Source organism: Caldivirga maquilingensis IC-167 (assembly GCF_000018305.1).
In the GTDB taxonomy this organism is placed as follows: domain Archaea; phylum Thermoproteota; class Thermoprotei; order Thermoproteales; family Thermocladiaceae; genus Caldivirga; species Caldivirga maquilingensis.
Window position 1 is genome coordinate 1,657,787 of record NC_009954.1, and the last position, 15,661, is coordinate 1,673,447.

General features: G+C 42.3%; 19 protein-coding genes. 10 read left to right on the plus strand and 9 right to left on the minus strand.

The window, feature by feature from the left end:
* Nucleotides 1-48: 48 nt before the first annotated feature.
* Complete coding sequence (locus CMAQ_RS08150; RefSeq protein WP_012186628.1) at nucleotides 49-336, plus strand: TIGR00304 family membrane protein; 288 nt, start codon at nucleotides 49-51, stop codon at nucleotides 334-336.
* A gap of 1 nt (nucleotide 337) precedes the next feature.
* Nucleotides 338-613 (plus strand): hypothetical protein, encoded by a 276-nt coding sequence (locus tag CMAQ_RS08155; RefSeq protein ID WP_012186629.1) that lies wholly within the window; start codon nucleotides 338-340, stop codon nucleotides 611-613.
* On the opposite strand, the gene CMAQ_RS08160 is transcribed toward CMAQ_RS08155, so the two are convergent.
* Nucleotides 602-1,114 (minus strand): hypothetical protein, encoded by a 513-nt coding sequence (locus tag CMAQ_RS08160; RefSeq protein WP_012186630.1) that lies wholly within the window; start codon nucleotides 1,112-1,114, stop codon nucleotides 602-604. The genes CMAQ_RS08155 and CMAQ_RS08160 overlap by 12 nt on opposite strands.
* A gap of 161 nt (nucleotides 1,115-1,275) precedes the next feature.
* Between CMAQ_RS08160 and CMAQ_RS08165 the strand changes: the two genes are divergently transcribed.
* A complete protein-coding gene (locus CMAQ_RS08165) occupies nucleotides 1,276-5,229 on the plus strand; it encodes a protease pro-enzyme activation domain-containing protein (protein ID WP_012186631.1) in 3,954 nt (1,317 codons plus the stop codon).
* On the opposite strand, the gene amrB is transcribed toward CMAQ_RS08165, so the two are convergent.
* Nucleotides 5,230-6,078: an AmmeMemoRadiSam system protein B gene (gene amrB / locus CMAQ_RS08170; protein ID WP_012186632.1), complete on the minus strand. Its 849-nt coding sequence runs from the start codon at nucleotides 6,076-6,078 to the stop codon at nucleotides 5,230-5,232.
* A gap of 111 nt (nucleotides 6,079-6,189) precedes the next feature.
* On the opposite strand from amrB, the gene CMAQ_RS08175 reads away from it, so the two are divergent.
* Nucleotides 6,190-6,630 carry a phosphate-starvation-inducible PsiE family protein gene (locus CMAQ_RS08175; RefSeq protein ID WP_012186633.1) on the plus strand — a complete coding sequence of 147 codons (441 nt, stop codon included), beginning with the start codon at nucleotides 6,190-6,192 and terminating at the stop codon, nucleotides 6,628-6,630.
* On the opposite strand, the gene CMAQ_RS08180 is transcribed toward CMAQ_RS08175, so the two are convergent.
* Complete coding sequence (locus tag CMAQ_RS08180; protein WP_048062768.1) at nucleotides 6,617-6,832, minus strand: C2H2-type zinc finger protein; 216 nt, start codon at nucleotides 6,830-6,832, stop codon at nucleotides 6,617-6,619. The two genes, CMAQ_RS08175 and CMAQ_RS08180, sit on opposite strands and share 14 nt — an antisense overlap.
* A gap of 93 nt (nucleotides 6,833-6,925) precedes the next feature.
* Between CMAQ_RS08180 and CMAQ_RS08185 the strand changes: the two genes are divergently transcribed.
* Entirely contained in the window at nucleotides 6,926-7,222 is a 297-nt protein-coding gene (locus tag CMAQ_RS08185; RefSeq protein ID WP_012186634.1) for an MTH1187 family thiamine-binding protein, read from the plus strand.
* 52 nt (nucleotides 7,223-7,274) lie between these two features.
* Here CMAQ_RS08185 and CMAQ_RS08190 read toward each other — a convergent pair whose 3' ends face one another.
* Nucleotides 7,275-8,150 (minus strand): pyridoxal-phosphate dependent enzyme, encoded by an 876-nt coding sequence (locus CMAQ_RS08190; RefSeq protein WP_012186635.1) that lies wholly within the window; start codon nucleotides 8,148-8,150, stop codon nucleotides 7,275-7,277.
* A 233-nt stretch (nucleotides 8,151-8,383) separates the two neighbouring features.
* On the opposite strand from CMAQ_RS08190, the gene CMAQ_RS10735 reads away from it, so the two are divergent.
* Both CMAQ_RS10735 and CMAQ_RS10740 read left to right on the plus strand, forming a co-directional pair.
* Nucleotides 8,384-8,527, plus strand: coding sequence for a hypothetical protein (locus tag CMAQ_RS10735; RefSeq protein ID WP_156769880.1), 144 nt, complete (start codon nucleotides 8,384-8,386; stop codon nucleotides 8,525-8,527).
* A 162-nt stretch (nucleotides 8,528-8,689) separates the two neighbouring features.
* Nucleotides 8,690-9,043: a hypothetical protein gene (locus CMAQ_RS10740; protein WP_156769881.1), complete on the plus strand. Its 354-nt coding sequence runs from the start codon at nucleotides 8,690-8,692 to the stop codon at nucleotides 9,041-9,043.
* Between the two features lie 22 nt (nucleotides 9,044-9,065).
* Here CMAQ_RS10740 and CMAQ_RS08200 read toward each other — a convergent pair whose 3' ends face one another.
* The gene (locus CMAQ_RS08200) at nucleotides 9,066-10,013 is read right to left on the minus strand and encodes a hypothetical protein (protein ID WP_156769882.1); all 948 of its coding nucleotides are present in this window, start codon (nucleotides 10,011-10,013) and stop codon (nucleotides 9,066-9,068) included.
* Here CMAQ_RS08200 and CMAQ_RS10455 point away from each other — a divergent pair.
* Complete coding sequence (locus CMAQ_RS10455) at nucleotides 9,979-10,848, plus strand: hypothetical protein (protein ID WP_012186636.1); 870 nt, start codon at nucleotides 9,979-9,981, stop codon at nucleotides 10,846-10,848. The genes CMAQ_RS08200 and CMAQ_RS10455 overlap by 35 nt on opposite strands.
* A 157-nt stretch (nucleotides 10,849-11,005) precedes the next feature.
* Here CMAQ_RS10455 and CMAQ_RS08210 read toward each other — a convergent pair whose 3' ends face one another.
* Nucleotides 11,006-12,706: a hypothetical protein gene (locus CMAQ_RS08210; protein ID WP_012186637.1), complete on the minus strand. Its 1,701-nt coding sequence runs from the start codon at nucleotides 12,704-12,706 to the stop codon at nucleotides 11,006-11,008.
* Nucleotides 12,707-12,795: 89 nt separating this feature from the next.
* Between CMAQ_RS08210 and CMAQ_RS08215 the strand changes: the two genes are divergently transcribed.
* Together CMAQ_RS08215 and CMAQ_RS08220 are read left to right on the plus strand one after the other, a co-directional pair.
* Nucleotides 12,796-13,758 carry a DHH family phosphoesterase gene (locus CMAQ_RS08215; RefSeq protein WP_012186638.1) on the plus strand — a complete coding sequence of 321 codons (963 nt, stop codon included), beginning with the start codon at nucleotides 12,796-12,798 and terminating at the stop codon, nucleotides 13,756-13,758.
* A 73-nt stretch (nucleotides 13,759-13,831) separates the two neighbouring features.
* Nucleotides 13,832-14,128, plus strand: a complete 297-nt coding sequence (locus CMAQ_RS08220) for a DUF2250 domain-containing protein (RefSeq protein WP_012186639.1) — start codon at nucleotides 13,832-13,834, stop codon at nucleotides 14,126-14,128.
* A gap of 2 nt (nucleotides 14,129-14,130) precedes the next feature.
* On the opposite strand, the gene CMAQ_RS08225 is transcribed toward CMAQ_RS08220, so the two are convergent.
* From CMAQ_RS08225 to CMAQ_RS08235, 3 genes are all read right to left on the minus strand, one after another.
* Nucleotides 14,131-14,535 (minus strand): hypothetical protein, encoded by a 405-nt coding sequence (locus CMAQ_RS08225; protein ID WP_012186640.1) that lies wholly within the window; start codon nucleotides 14,533-14,535, stop codon nucleotides 14,131-14,133.
* Between the two features lie 262 nt (nucleotides 14,536-14,797).
* Nucleotides 14,798-15,079, minus strand: coding sequence for a hypothetical protein (locus CMAQ_RS08230; protein WP_012186641.1), 282 nt, complete (start codon nucleotides 15,077-15,079; stop codon nucleotides 14,798-14,800).
* Nucleotides 15,067-15,465, minus strand: a complete 399-nt coding sequence (locus CMAQ_RS08235) for a nucleotidyltransferase domain-containing protein (protein ID WP_012186642.1) — start codon at nucleotides 15,463-15,465, stop codon at nucleotides 15,067-15,069. The genes CMAQ_RS08230 and CMAQ_RS08235 overlap by 13 nt, the downstream gene beginning before the upstream one ends.
* Between the last annotated feature and the right edge of the window lie 196 nt (nucleotides 15,466-15,661).

The following is a 15,661-nucleotide window of genomic DNA, read 5'->3' on the forward strand; positions in this document are numbered from 1 at the left end:
CTTAACCTTGGGAAAGTTTTAAATAGGGGTTAATGAACTTAGGATTATATGATGATTAACATAGTTGATGTATTAGTAGTAAGCATCCTGGCTGCATTCATACTTGCGGTAGTGGGTGTGGTACTTATGATACTGGATTCATCAAGGAGCAGTAAAGAGAGTGAGGAGAGTGAGGATAGTAAGGGGGAGAGGAAGTATGGTGGTGTTGTTGTCATAGGGCCAATACCAGTAATCTTCGGTAATGATTCATCAATAATCAAGTGGGCTATTGCATTAACAATAGTAGTCGTAATAGTATTCATACTATTAGTAGTAATACCGCTCATTGGTGTTTAACATGAGGCTTTACCAGGTTGGATTAATACTGATAATAATCGCCGTATTAATACCATTACTGGCAGTAATCTTACTAGCTTTAACCGCTCCATCAACCGGAGTAACGTGGGGTGGGGCTGTGTTAGTCTTCCCGATACCAGTAGCCATAGTGATCGGGAATAAGCCCTCAATTATAACGGCATTATCATGGGTAATGGTCGTAGTATTCATAGCCATGATCATAATTTACATTATTACCCTACTCTACCACAGGAGGTTAAGCCAATCAAGCGTTTAGCTCCATTATTACTAGTCTTCTTCCATCCTGACCGGGCAATATGACTGTTATCTTATAGGAGTCACCGAACATTATGGCTGAAACATCATCACCCAGGTGAACCTCCCCATCAATACTATGAATCACGCATGATTCGCAATTCCTAGCCTCCTCGATTATCCCCCTTACGATACTGGGGATATTACCGCCATCTGCGTTTAACGCAACCATGAGTTCCCCATGGTCACCATGGGAGTGGTAATCAGCGTTAGCATTATACTCACTGTATTCATTCTTTATTGCATCAACAAGTTTACTTAAATCCTCTGCGAATTCAGGTGGAGCCATGTGTTTATGCTCCTCAGTCTCCTCTTCCTCATTTTCACTATTCTCCTCACTGATCGGTACCATAACCATGTTTAATACTAATTCAAGCTTCTCAGATTCCCCAATTCTCTTAAGTTCATTCTCAAGCCTCTTCCATTCCTCCAAGCCAAGCTTTATTTGCTTGAAATTAAACACAGGTGAGTCTTAAGTTGGGGAATTTATTAAACTTCCCACTCATCTCATAATTAATCAGCCTAATCTCACGGCCATTACTTCACGTGCCTTAAGGTAATTCTAAGCATATTGAAGACATTTTGAAAAACATTTATTAAGTACTTAAGTGCACGTAATTCCCTATGATTCGTGTAAATGGGTTAACGGTAGCATACTTAGTCTTAACCCTTATTATAATTTACGTTGGGATTTCATTAATTGCTCATGGTTCATTAATTAATATGCAAACGAATAGCTTACCCCCATCATTAAGCGGCTACTCATACACTGGTTCACTCAGTAATAATACTAACGTTATAGTAACGATATATGTTCCACTTAGGAACCTGAACCTACTTTACCACTACGTTGAATTAATATCAAGCCCAGGTTCACCAATGTATCATCACTTTCTAAGTAAGGCTCAAGTTGCCTCACTATTCTATCCAATTAATGAATACAATAATGTTACCGCCTTCCTCAAGGAACACGGCTTCAGAATATTATTCACTGCAGCTGACTCCATAATAGTGGCTGAGGGTAACGTTAGTGCTGTTGAAAGATACCTAGGTTTAAGGTACGCCGTCTACAGTAATGGTTCGGTAAGCTTCTATGAGTCCTATGGGGAGCCTAAGCTAGGTAACGTGATGATTTACTCATCTAACATAACCATGCTTCTACTTGAGCATCCATCATTCTTAGTAACAGGCAGTGAATTAAATGGGTTAAGGAATTACGTTAAGAGTAGTGTTAATTTAACTTACCCTATTGAGGCTTATTGGCCCACGATGCTTCAGGGGGCCTACAATGCAACCGCATTATATGAAATGGGGTATTATGGTCAAAACTACACGATAGGCATTATTGACTTCTTCGGCGACCCCTATATTGTTAATCAATTAACGCAGTTTGATTATGAGACAGGCTTACCTAATCCACCAAGCTTCAATATAATACCCATAGGCCCCTATAACCCTAATCTAGGTGTTTATAATGGTTGGGCATACGAGATAAGCCTTGATGTTGAGGCTGCCCATGCCATTGCACCTGAGGCTGGCATAACGCTTTACGTAGCTAACCCAGCATTACCCCTAGCTGCTATAATAGCTTACATCGTTGACCAGGATAATGTTAATGTAGTGTCCCAGAGCTTCGGTTTCCCGGAATCAATACTCTCAACTGTTAATGGCCCAGTCTTCTACTTCAATGTCTTCCTAACCGATGAATACTACGCACTGGGTAGTGTTGAGGGTATAACCTTCACTGCGGCAAGTGGAGATGGGGGTGGGGCGGGTTATAGTAATGGACCTATTGGCGCCGTTATTTACCCATCAACATCACCCTACGTAACCGCCGTGGGTGGTACAACCACCTACATTCAATTACCCAACGGCTCCTATTACCAGACAGCCTGGTCCAGTTACGGCTTCATACCGCTTGATGAGAATCTAGGTGGATCAACAGGTGGTGTTAGTGCTGTTGAACCTAAGCCGTGGTATCAATGGGGAATTACGACACCGAACTCATATCCCCTCGGCAGAATGGTTCCCGATGTTGCAATGGATGCAAGCCCCTACCCAGGTTTACTGATTGTGGGGCCTGGTAATACACTACTTATAACAGGGGGTACAAGCGCCGCGGCGCCTTTGCTTGCTGGATTATTAACATTAATAATGGATTACGTTCACTCAAGCCTAGGCTTAATTAACCCTGCATTATACAGTATAGCCAATAATACTAATGAGTATGGTAAGGCGATAGTACCAATCACTTTCGGCTACAACATACCGTGGACAGCCCACTACGGTTACAATATGGTAACTGGGTTAGGAACCATTAATGCCGGGTACTTCGCTGAAGCCCTCTCGGCATTAAGCAATCAAAGTAAGGGTGGCTTATCAATAACAGTTAACGTATTCAACAGCTCCGGTTACCCGCAGAGGCAGTATTACCCAGGGGAGAGGATTATAATTAGTGCATCAATAATTGCTAACTCGACTCAACTGGTTACGTCAGGGAACTTCTCAGCCATAATTGAGAATCCCTGGGGTACCATAGCCATTGTCCCATTAAGGTTCACTCAACCCCTAGGTTGGGCAGCATCAATTACACTTCCAAGTAACGCCTCAGGCATATTAATGGTAACTGTTTACGGCAAATACAGTAACCTTACCGGCTACGGATTCACCACTGTGTTTTCGGGTTATTATGCTCAATTCCTTGAACCGCTCACATTCATACCACTGTACTCGAAGTTAGGTATTTGGATTGAAGTTAATTTAACCAATGCTTACGGCTCATTACCAATTAACGTAACTAACCTAACAGCATTAGTGTACTACTACGATTACATTAATAACTCATACGTATTAATAGGCAATGTCACATTAAGACCACAGATAACAAGTCAAGGCTTCGGTTTAACACCATTATTCATAGGCAAGCTACCGAGTGATGCACCCATGGGTAACCTACTCATTAGGTTAACTAACGCCTTCGGTTTCGTGGCATTTGTCAATGGCATAATGATGCAGAGCATGAGTGTCCTCCCACCTATTGTTGCTCAACCAGGTTCAGTTGCAGCAGGAGGTGACGTAATAGTGGCGGGTTATCCTACTCCACCACTTGACTTAGGTCAAGTCTCCGTTGGGACTGGTACGTATGTGTTTTATAATGTTCTCTACGGCTCCAACGTAACTGCCTCATTAATAGGACCTAATGGTGAGGTTATCAGTAGGGCAAACATTTACTATAATCCATCAGTGGGCGCCTATTACGGTGTCTTAAATGTGCCTCAAAATGCTGCACCAGGCCTATACCTAGTGGCCTTAAATGCCTCATATGACTCATATACGCTTAACTCCACGATAACAGGCTCATACTTCGCTGAAATATATGTTTCCAGAGGTTACTCGACACCATTAATACGTTTTTCATCACTCTACGCCACTGAGGGGCAGGTGATTACTATTTACGCGAACATAACTTATCCTAACGGTACTGAGGTTAAGTACGGCATGTACTCGGCTGTCGTGTACCCTATATCATTATCAGGCATTTACCCGGCCTTAAGTCAATTATTCGAAACCCCACTCTGGTATAATCCTAAGATCGGCTTATGGGTTGGTAATGTAACTTTACCATCTCAATTCTCTCTAGGTAGCTTAACCTACCTTGAAGGTAACATGTACTTCTCATCACCGTATGGAGTATTGATTACCGGTGTTTCAGCTGATGGATTCCCAACACCAAGTAGCCTACTAACTCAATCAACATTCTACGTACTACCATACACATTAGTGAGTGATCAGTTAATAAGTAATATGAAGGCTTATCACTTAGCGTTGATTAATGATACGTTAGTGAATGGTGTGTATGTTGATGATGTTTTAATTAATGATACATTAATCGGTAATGTTACGTTAATTAACTGCAACGCCAGTAACATAACTATACTTAACTCTAACGCCACAGTAATGCTGTCTAACATTAATAACATTAATGCAGTTAATAGTACTATTATGTTATTCACAAGCAAGGTCAATGAATTATCGATAGCATCCTCAAGGTACATTAATGAAAACTCAGTGGTGAAGCACATTTATCCTCCACCACCAGTTGTCATAATTAATTACCCCAGTGGTGATGCTAATTTAACAGGCTTAGTTGCTGTTAACTTCACTGTAATGGGTGATGATGTGTCAAACACGGTGCTTTACCTTAATGGTCATGAATTAGCCAGTTACAGTGGTAACGGTACATTCACCTACGCATTAAATACGGGGAGTTACCCTGATGGTACATATGAATTAACTGTTGTTGCACTTCAGGCTGATGGATCATCAGCATCAGCAACAGTGGTGGTTAATATTGAGAATGGTTTACTAACCCTTAATAATAGGCTTAATGCCGTTAATCAATTCATTAACAGTAGCGTTGCTAGGTTGTCTAATGAATTATCATCAAACATGACGCTGATTTACAGTGAATTCAATAGACTTAACAGTAATCTATTAATCATGGATATTCTACTACTGGTGGCCCTTGCCTTAAGCTCAGCGGCCTTATCATGGTTCATAGCATCTAGGCGTCATTAATCACTTGTAAAAGGCTATTGAAGCGTAACCCACGGTCTCAAGGAGATACCCACTGGTGTCGCCGGATGTGGCATGCTTAAGCAGCTTTACACCAGTAGACCCCTGTTTCCTTGAGTAAACTATGGCTGTCATTATTGCACCGAAGCCGCATACTGAGACATCATACTTATCCATAACCGTGTAGAAGCCTTCCTCATCCATGTTTAGTATACGTTCAATAACCTTCATGTCCTTATCCGTAGTAACCTCATGAGGCTCATAGTGATTTAAGTCACTGGAGGCCACTACCACAACTTCACCTGCCCTCCCATCAATAACCTCACTTATTGCTGAACCAAGCCTCCTGGATAAATCAATGGTTTGATTCCATAGAACTATGGGAACTATCCTGGAGCCGGGGAAAAGATACTGTATAAAGGGTACCTGAACCTCGATGGAGTGCTCCCTCTCAAAGGCTATTGGATCCTCGGCCAAGTCCTTAACTTTAGCTTTTATCTGCTTAGCCACCTCCTCATCAATCTCCACCTGCCCCAACGGTGTCTCCCAGGTGCCACTAGTCATTATTGCTGCTGGTGAACCAACACCATAGTGATTAGGGCCTATTATTACGAATACCTTGGGTTTAATGTACTTACCTACCTCAACGTACGCGTGAGCAGCCACTGGACCCGAGTACACGTAACCAGCGTGAGGCACTATTACTGAGAGGACGTACTGCCTATTCTCCTTAACATTCATTGTTGATTTAGGACCAAGCTCATGCTCAATGGACCATTTTATCTGGTTAATTAAACCATCCTTACTTGCCTCATAGAACATACCTGCAACCGCGGGTTTCCTAGTAACCATGTTAATCTCACTGATTTCTGTTATTTAAATTGTTTCACTGATAGAGGGATAGTGTTGTGTATGGTTATTAAGCGAGTAACTTAAAAACTAGTTTAAGGTCAATTAATAACAGTGGCTAAGGCTGATTTAAAATCATCAATAACAAGGATTCTTAAGATAGCTAATATATCACTTTACATAATAGTAATAGTATTCACTGGAATCACAAGTATACTTTCGCTATATATTGCGGCATCAGATATTTTGAAAATAATAATGAATATTAATTCCTTAACAGATATTAATATTATCAATGTATTATCAGCATTATTCCTCGTGGTATTAACAATGGAGTTAATAGACATGTTCATAATATACATGGAGAGGGGGCATATAATCGTTGATATGGTGATAGCCATAGTGCTAACAGCAATAGCTAGGGAATTACTGATAAATTACGCTAATATTGAATCCATGACTCTTCAAAGAGGAATCATGCTATCAGCAGCTATTTTAACCCTAGCCATATCATACTGGTTAGTTATTAAGGCTGATTCCATTAAGAAAACCTAGCAGTAATGAGGCTCCTATGCCTATTATCAATAAGTGATTCATTCATTAGGTGCATTTTCAGTAACCTAAAGCTTGGGAACTTAACCCCGCAAACAGGGCATCTTCTCGTTTTAGGTAATTGCTGGCACTCCCTACTATAGTGAATGAAGTAGGCTAACGCATTATCCATTGTTTTCCCACAGTACTTGCACACTATCTGCATTGAGGCTTACGTAACCCTGTGGTTTAAAACTTAACCCTACTCAACTCACTAATATGGGGTAATTAATTTAAAGTTACCTGTGGTTCAGTGGTTATGGGTATTATAATTGAGATTGCCGTTGATCCAATAGGTACAGGCTCCACAAGTGTTGGTGACTTAATAAAGCAGGCAGTATCAGTAATAGCTAAGAGGGGTTATAAGTACCAGGTCTGCGCCATGGGAACAGTCGTGGAGTTGCCGTCACTAAGGGATATTGGTCCACTTCTTGAGGATATTCATGAGGAGTTGGTTAAGAGAGGGGTGAAGAGGATTGTTTCAGTGGTTAGGATTGATGATAGGAGGGATAAGAATGAGAGTATTGAGTATAAGGTTAGTAGAGTTACTCAATAAGACTGAGGATTAAGTAATATTTTAAACATGCAGTTGAACACAACCTAGTGCATTAATCCACCTGTGTTAACTCATAGTCTAATTCATCAATGTACTTCCAGGCATCATCAGGGAATATTAATACTGCATCATTAACATTAAGGCTCATTGCAGCATAGGCAACAGCCCCAGAGCTTAAACCAATCAATAAACCATCACTCCTAGCCACCTTCACAACGCCTATTAAGGCCTGTTCCCTTGATACATCAATCACCTGATCCACCTTAAGTAATTCACTGAATGGATTATTACCATTAATCCTCTTAATACCTGGTATTGTTGAATTAACTGATGGCTGCACGGCAATCACTTTAACATCATTACCGTACTTCTCCTTAAAGTACATTGATATCCCGGTCATGTGGCCGGCGGTCCCAACGGCACCAATAATGTATTTAGGCTTAAAGCCAGCTAACCTGCATTGTTCATCAATCTCCCTAGCCGTAGTATTATAGTGAATCATGTAATTGGCTGGGTTTGAGAATTGATTCGGGTGACTTAACCCCAGTTTCTTAGCCTCATTAATTACCTCAGGTAGTATTGATGATGTATTACCCTCACGTTCAACAACCTTAACACCCATTAACTTAAGCATGACCTTAAAGGACCTTGGTGAACCAGAGGGAACGTAGGCAATGTAGTCGATTCCCCTAGCCCTAAGTATTGATGCTAAGGCAACAGCCAAGTTACCTGAGGAAACCTCAATAACCCCCTTATCAACATTACCCAGCGACTTAATAAGCCCTAGGGCAGTCCTATCCTTAATACTATGCGTCAACGGATTCATGAACTCCAGTTTAGCCCAAACATTACGCTGCTTAAACAAGTTCAGCTTCAAGAGGGGGGTAGGCCAAACCCCTGTTACCAACTCTTCTAGACTATTAAACACGTTACCAGTTGCAAATACTGGTCCCAGTCATTAAGCAGGTAGGCTTAGAGACACTATTTAAGGATTATGGTTATGGAGAAGCCTAAAGCCCACTAGTAATCCTAATCCTTGGCGTAATCCCCACCATGAATAGTAGGCTTTAAGTACTGTATATTATATTTACGTATTAAAGGGAACCTAAATCAGTAGAACTCACTTTGAAGTATAAATAAACCCAGTGCGGTTAAGTGATTATGGTTAATAGGCTTCATGGATCTCATGGGATCAGAATTACAATTGCTGTGGTTATAATTACCATTGCAGTAACGGCTGGCTACTGGTTTTATCAAGGAGTTTTTAAGGACTCAACAGAAAACAGTTACCTCACCTCAAAATAACTCCTACATATACGCCATTGAGTATGCTAGGCAGGTTCTCCAGGATGCTAAGGGGGGCTTACCTAACTGCTATGGGGCTTAAGTTCCCGGTTAAGGTGGATGAATTAAGCCTATCATTGATACTTAATTCAACCATTATTGATGATACCACATTACTGATAAATGGAACACCATACAGGTATATCATTATCTACGTCTATAACTATAGTAAGAGTATTAATAGGATTCAATAATGTTAGTACTAATGGAATCACGGTATCGTATATCCCACCACCAGCTTCAGTAACCTATACTGGAGGTAAACAATTCACCTATAGTATTTACTATGATGAGGAATCATGCAATGCAACAATATGGGATATACCATTTATGATACAGAATTATGAAGTATACGCGATAAGTAATGAGGCATGTAGAGGCGTCTACCTAGTTTCATTAAACGTATCATCAATGAATACTGCAGGAATCGGTACGCTGAGGGAATCTGTATGGTTAGTATTAGTGAGGGCGCGTTAAGCACTATTGATTAAACGCTAAATCACCTACTGCGTGTGAACCAGGATAAGGGGAGTATTATTGGTCTAGCTAACCTACTGTGGGTTAATTCACCCTGAGCTTTAATTAATAAGGCCTCTGGATTAATGAGTCTTAGTTTATCAGCATCCTTGGTAAGTTCAATCACCCTACTACCGCACCTTGGGCATGTCTTAATCTGACCGATGCCAACGTAATCAACCCAACATTGCCTACACCTATATGTATTCACAGTATTGTTAACATCCATTACTTTTAATGTGCATAAATCCCTAAAACCCCTAACTGCAATACCAAGTATGGCTGGTGCCAGTCTCCTTAATGCCTTCCTATTCTTAATAACGGTTAAGGCATCCGCCTCAATAACCACGTCGCCACCATAACCCATTGCATAAACCTTGTTAACTTCCTCAATTAACCCTGAGGAATCACCCGTGAACCTAACAATCAGGGTGGATTCCTCGCTTGGCTTAGCCTCATATGTGTAACGCTTAATTACTGGGACTGGTTCATTACCCTTAAGCAACCCGGAGTCGTCGATGAAGCCCCCATTACCTGATATTACGGGTATTAAGGCGTAGTCCCCTAACTCCTTCACGTCGCTTGAGAATACGTATGGCCTTAACCCAGTGCTAATCTTAGCTATGGCTAAGGCTGTTGAGACGCATATGGATAAGTTAATGATTGGGATGATTCCTTTAAGCAACTCGTACTGCTCATCATCTATGTAGATCAATGATTCACCGGCAGTAACCACTACGGCGTCATCAATAGCCTTAATTGGCTTAACACCCCTACTCACTATTAGCCTTAAAGCTGAGTTAACGCATAAGCCAACCCCACAGTGATCAATAATCAGTGCCTTCACGGCGCTCTCCCCGGCGATATTTTTATAAGCGTATTCACGCTTAACCACTATGCCTAATGCCGCAGGCTTTAAGCCATACTTCATAGTACCACCATTATCATCAATGATCATGGGGGCATTATTAACCATTGGTCTAACATTAAAACACGCCTACATACCCACACCAAGCCCAGTAATAAGCAGTAGTAACACTGTTTCAGCGGGCTTCTACAATATCTTAGTAATACTTTTAATGGCCTTAGCAGGCTTAATCGTAGTCTACCTCTTGGTTAGGTACGCTAAATTTAAGGCTTTTGCATTATTTAAAGACGTCATGATCATCTTCCTAGTCTACACACTGGTGACCTTCTACCTATATGAATACGCAACCTACTACGACATCTACCCACTCCTACTCGTGGTAACCTTTTACCCATTAAGCCTAGGCCTAACAGCAGCATTAAGCTACTTCTCCCTATACAGTAATAATCAAGTATTGAGGAGTATTGGCATAGTCTCCTACAGTGCCATGGCTGGTTCACTACTGGCCACAAGCCTACCCCCTGTTACAGCGGCAATGGTTCCAATAGCGTTAGCCATATACGACGTATTCATGGTTTACAAGGGCCTACTGGGTAAGTTAGCCGACTCAATGAAGGGTGGGGTTGGGAGGAGTCTACTTAGGGGCCTTGTCCTTGACTTAAGGGATACGGCAATAGGTGTAGGTGACTTAGTGGTGTATTCACTTATGTCAAGCTTCACCATATCCCTCGCCGGAAGCTCAATGGCCTTAACACTCACTGTGCTTATACTAGGGGTTTTAATCGGCTTCTACGCAACCTACAGGTTACTCCTACCCTTCAGGGGGTATGCGCCAGCATTACCATTACCTGTATTGCTTGGTTTCGTACCAGTGATTCTAATTCTCCACGCCATTTAACCCCACTCTAAGCGAACTTAATCAATACATTTACTAAATCCACTAGGATTCATTGATGGAAAAAGAAAAAGCCCCAGCCCCCTTTATCCTAAACCAGACTAGACTACGGCCGCTGAGTACCTGGTTTAAGGCTGCGTTTATAAGCATTTCCCATTGACTACGCCACGGCTGGTTTAACCACATCCTCATCAATGCTTATTAACGCCTCACCCTTAAGCTCAACCTCACCACCGCTTACGTTAGCCTCCCCATTAGTATACTCAATACTAATGCCCCTCACAGTAACCCCATGTCCACTTAATGAACCATAACCCCTCACCAATATTCTTGAGGCCTCCCTTGAGTAGGCGGCGATAAGTAGTTTACCTTGCCGTGGCCCCACGTAGATTAATTGCGCATCACCTTGAATTAATACGGCTGGTTGGTATTGGGCATATAGTGCATCCTCAACACCATACCCATTAACAATCACCCTAACACCCCTCTCATGGGCTGTTTTAAGAATGTTCATTAACATGTTAAGTAAGTCGCCGCCCTCCTTAAGGTAAAGTAAGCTTAGGCAACGGGCCACTGCCTCATACTCACTCCACTTACCGTTAATAACATTACGGTAACCAAGTAGGCAGGCTCTCTTAGCAATGTTATATAATTCACTGTTATTCAAGTATATTGAGGCCTTTAACGCCAACCTACTGCTAAGTAAACTATAACCCCTGTAGGGTGGGTACTTGTCATCCTCCCCCTCACCCATATGCATCTTCGAGTATAAACTGTAGTAAAGGTACCCATCACTTCTCTGGAATTCACCGGAGAGGCTAATAATAGCCTCAACACCACTTAACGCATGATTAACGCACTCACTGCATAAGCCCCTAACGTAAGCCTCACTGAAGGATAAAACAGCCATCAGGTGCGTGTTCAATACCATTAGGTTCTCCCAACCCTGTGGATCACTGGAGAGGAAATGCCTACTACCCCACCTAAACCACTTTAACCCATTACCCAAGTCAATGTAGCCTAGGCAATTGGGTGGTTGAGTTAAGTAACATTCAAGTGCCTTAACCGCACCCTTAAGGTACCTTGAATCACCGATTAATTCAAAACCCCTTAGTAAGGTGTTGAATACGTATGATTGCTGGGGTGACCCGTAAATATCCTTAGCCCTAGCCGCAGTAATGTAAGGTATTTTAACACCACCATGCTCATTCATTCTATTTAATAATTCCTCATAGGCGAATACCAGGATATCTAGGAAAACGGGGTTACTTGACTCAATCCAATTGGTTAACGCGGTATTAGCTACATCACCCCTAACCCAGTAGTAGGCTTGATTAGGCTTTATGAAGCTGGGTAATTCACTCTCCTTAACGTAACCAGCCTTAACCAACGCCCATATTAAACCATCCTCAAAGAACCCACCGTAAAGTATAGGTAATGGCTTCGGTAATTTACCTAGAGCATGAGTAAGCTCCTTAACATTACTAGTAATAGTAATTAAGGCATCACAGTAATCACCCTTACCATTAACTTTAACCCAGAGTTCATTACCTTTAATGAGTAATTGAGGCTTAACCTCATTAATCAAGTACGGCCCCACATCATTCTCACTATAACAGTAGGCGGCGAGGGGAATAATCATGCAGCCGTTACCCCCTGAACCCAAGTCACCCACTGTTACGTCCCTAGTTACACCGCTTAATCTAACATCACTTAATCGTGACGACGCATGAATAATAATGTACCAGTTACCGCTTAACCCCCCATTAAATAGTTTAACCGAGTACTCGCCTTGGTTACACTCCTTAATTAGGCCCCTTGAGGCGCAGTTCCTTAAATCCAGGTTTAAACCGCAAGCCACATTTAGGCCTCTTTTCAATATTTAAACGTATTAATTAATGCATTCGAAGCCACGATAAGTTAATTAACCCTATTGATGCTTGACTTAACGTGGACCTGGAGGACTTAAGAGCATTAATGAGTATGATTAAGGCTAAGTTAATGAACAGGCCCATTGCCTTATGCGACATAGGGGATGCTGATGGCTTAACCAGTGCGGCTTTATTCCTCATGAAGTACCCAAACGGTTTAGTGGTATTCGCCCCACCAAGTAAGGTGCAGAGGGGTTGGTTATACAGGTTGATTGAGTGGGATTTCGTAGCCGACTTACCCTGTCCAGGGAAGGCCGTGATTAGGGCTGATCACCACAGGACCAATAAGCCGTGCGCCAAATTCGAGTACTATGATCCAGAGGCACCTTGCTCAGCCTACATGGCGGCTAAGGGACTTAACCTTAATGACTTGAAGGCTCAGGACCTTGTTAAGGTGGCTATAGAGACTGATACAGCTAACATAGTCTCCAGGGAGGCGGAGGAAATAGATATGGCTGCCAGGTTCTCCAGCTACAGTGAGAAGATTAGGTTGGCTAAGGCGCTGGCGCAGGGAGGGTTAATGGCGCTTAATGAGCCTTGGGTTAAGACCATTGTGGAGAGGGGGTATAGGGCTAAGGAGCTTATGTTGAAGATAGCTGATCAATTACCAATAGATAACGTGGTTAACGTATACTTTAGTGAGAGGGTAGGTAGCTTATCCTACAGGCAGTTAACGATAGAGCTTCAAAAGAGAGGGGCTGGTATGGTTAATATACTGGTTAAACTAGGTTCAAGAACCTTCAGGTATTATTGCGGAGCCGATAAGTCGAGATTCGACTGCACAAGGATAGCCTCAGCCCTGGGTGGTGGCGGGCATCCATATGCCGCTGGGGCTCAGTATAAGGCACCCTTGCTTAAGCCTAGGCAGGGCCTCGAGTTATTCATCAAAGTGCTTAAGGATAAGTTAAATATGGATAAGTTAAGCCTAGTGGAGGTGTTGAATGACACCAACGGCGTAAGCATTAGGAGGCTTCAAGTATAGTTTCATTCGCCGTCTCCTTCATTACTGGTTTTGACCGGGTTAGGTTAATATACTTGGGTTTAATTAATGACTCATGAATGAGCTTACGGATAAGGATATTGCAGTCCTAGTTCACTTAAAGAAGGCTAATGTTGATTACGGTAAATCCATTGCATTAAACACCGGGATACCTCTACAGGAGGTTTTGCAAATACTTGATAAGCTTGAATACATGGGCCTAGTGGAGAGGGTTAAGGGTGGTAAAACCCTTAAGAGGAGTGTGGCTAGGTTTAAGCTTAGCAGTGAGGTTAGGAGGCATCACGTCTACTATAGATTAAGCAGAAGCGGTGAATTACTTATCAGGGCTAGTGTTAAACGTAGTAAGCGGTAGCATCATGGTATTAGCAGGAGCTTTGTTTCACCATCCTCAATAATCACGCCTATTAGCCCCAGGTTCTTAACGTCATCACCCATCTTTTCAATAACGCTAATCGCCTTATTAAGGGAATTAGAAATCATCATTAGCTTATCCCTAATAGTACTCATTAATGCATTAAGCTCAAACAATGGAGGAGTCACATGAACATCTATTACGTAGTTGAAGTAAGTGAACCTAATGTACTCGTAAGAACCACCCCCACCCTTAGCCATTAATCTCCTCTCACCCTTAATAAGTCTCCTTACTGTGGATAACTCGGAATCAATGTAACTTAACACCTTACTCAACTGCTCCACATCACTCCTAATATCGTCAACAGCCGTCTTCGCATTGTAAAATTTCATAAAGTCAATAGGCATCCCGGTATCAACCTAATTTCAGACATTTAAGTATTCCGCATTAACGCAACTACACAGTCAGGTAACTGGCGTAGAGAGTTAGCACAGGAGGACTGTGATGGGCTGGGCCATGGTAATTGACGATGGGATCTAGGGGTCTAGCCCCCTTCTTTTCAACTCGTTAAAAACCCTACTCGCAATCTCAACAACACCCCTATACTCCCCTCCCTATTCCTTATTATCCTGGCTACAGCATCAGTGTTCACTGTGGCATATTGAATTATTATGTTCCTAAACCTAACCACGGACCTATACCTAGTGAAATCCTCGGGCTTAGGACACCGGCATCCCTAAGCCTAACACCGGCATCAATATACCCTTTAACACCGAGCCCCAGTAGTGCGGCTGCCCTCATAATAATATCAATTAAAGCCTGTGCCTGTAACTGAAGGAGATGCACTGCTGCGTTAAGTCTGTAAACATCATTAAGATCCTCAACCCTCAACTCATCAAGCAACCCTGTATGCTCCAGTATTAACTTCAACAGCCTACTTATTGTCCCCATTTACTAACCACCGCGTTGAACTGGGTTCCCAGTAGGTCTAGCTTCTCTGAATCTATAATGAAGTCTATGCAGGGTTTCAAAATCCTTAACATAATATCCAGGTACTCATCAATATCCCTCGTGTACAGGAGCTTACCCTTGCCCAGGGCGCTTGTCACTAATGTGCATGGTATAGACTCATAGTCATTGAGCACCAGTAGGTCTACATCCTCATCCCTAACACCCAGAAACCTAGCCAACGCATACTGTAGGTCTACATCCCTCTCCGCATCCTCAAGGTAAACGGCAATATCCCAATCACCCTTAACCACACCGCCCCAAGCCCTGGATCCATAAAGCACCGCGAAGACGACCCCGTAGTTACGCCATGGAAATTCCCCAAGCACAGTGAAGCATAAGGCGGTCTTTAATTTATTCTTAACTCCATGAACATAAGGTGTTGAGATTCCTTACATGGGGATTTGCGGAGGCATAATGCTTAATAAGCAGCGTCATAGTTAAAATGGATAAGTCTGGGTTAGGTCATGGCCAGTGACAGGGGACTGATGCTGAGGTGCCTTTGACTTACTGACATACAGCTTA